General features: G+C 68.5%; 1 protein-coding gene. It reads left to right on the forward strand.

Annotated features, from left to right (window positions below; genetic code table 11):
- On the forward strand, nt 1–772 hold a 772-nt coding region (locus tag MELE44368_RS23835; protein ID WP_164890212.1), incomplete at both ends, for a condensation domain-containing protein.

Raw genomic sequence — 772 nt, forward strand, 5'->3', positions numbered from 1 at the left:
TTCACCGAACAAACCGTGGCCCGACTCGCCCAAACCGCCACCGTCGCAGACCTTGACGCCGAACCCGACGACGGCAGCGGCCCGGTGACCGCCACCCCGATCATCCGCTGGTTGGAAGATCAGGACGCCGCCGGCAGCCCGGTCGACCTCTTCAACCAGACGGTGGTGGTGCAGGCGCCTTCGGGAACCACCGAGGCCGATGTGTTGGTGATGTTGCAGGCGCTGCTGGATCGGCATGCGATGCTGCGCCTGCGTGTCGACGACGATGCGGGCGGCTGGTCGCTGACGGTGCCCGAACCCGGCACCGTGTCCGCCGCCGACTGCCTGCTGACCGTCGACACCCTCACCGACGACGCCGTGGTACGCGCCGGATTGCGGTTGAACCCCGCCGCCGGGCGCATGGTCAGCGCCCTCTGGGTCACGTCGACGTGCCGACTGGTGGCCATCGTGCATCACCTGGCGATCGACGGGGTGTCGTGGCGAATCCTGTTGGAGGACCTCAACCTCGCCTGGACCCAGCACCGCGCCGGCGAACCCGTGACGCTGCCGGAACCCGGGACGTCGTTCGCCCGGTGGGCCACGCTGCTCACCGAACACGCCGACAAACCCGAAGTCGTCGAACAGGCCGACACCTGGCGGCAGATCGCGGCCACACCCGCAGCGTTACCGCAGGCGAATCCCGAGACGGACACGTTGAACAGCTCGGGGAACCTGGCGGCGAACCTGGATGTTGAGACGACCCGGATGTTGTTGGGTGAGGTGCCCGCGGCGT

This window comes from Mycolicibacterium elephantis DSM 44368 (assembly GCF_004014805.1).
Classification (GTDB): Bacteria; Actinomycetota; Actinomycetes; order Mycobacteriales; family Mycobacteriaceae; genus Mycobacterium; species Mycobacterium elephantis.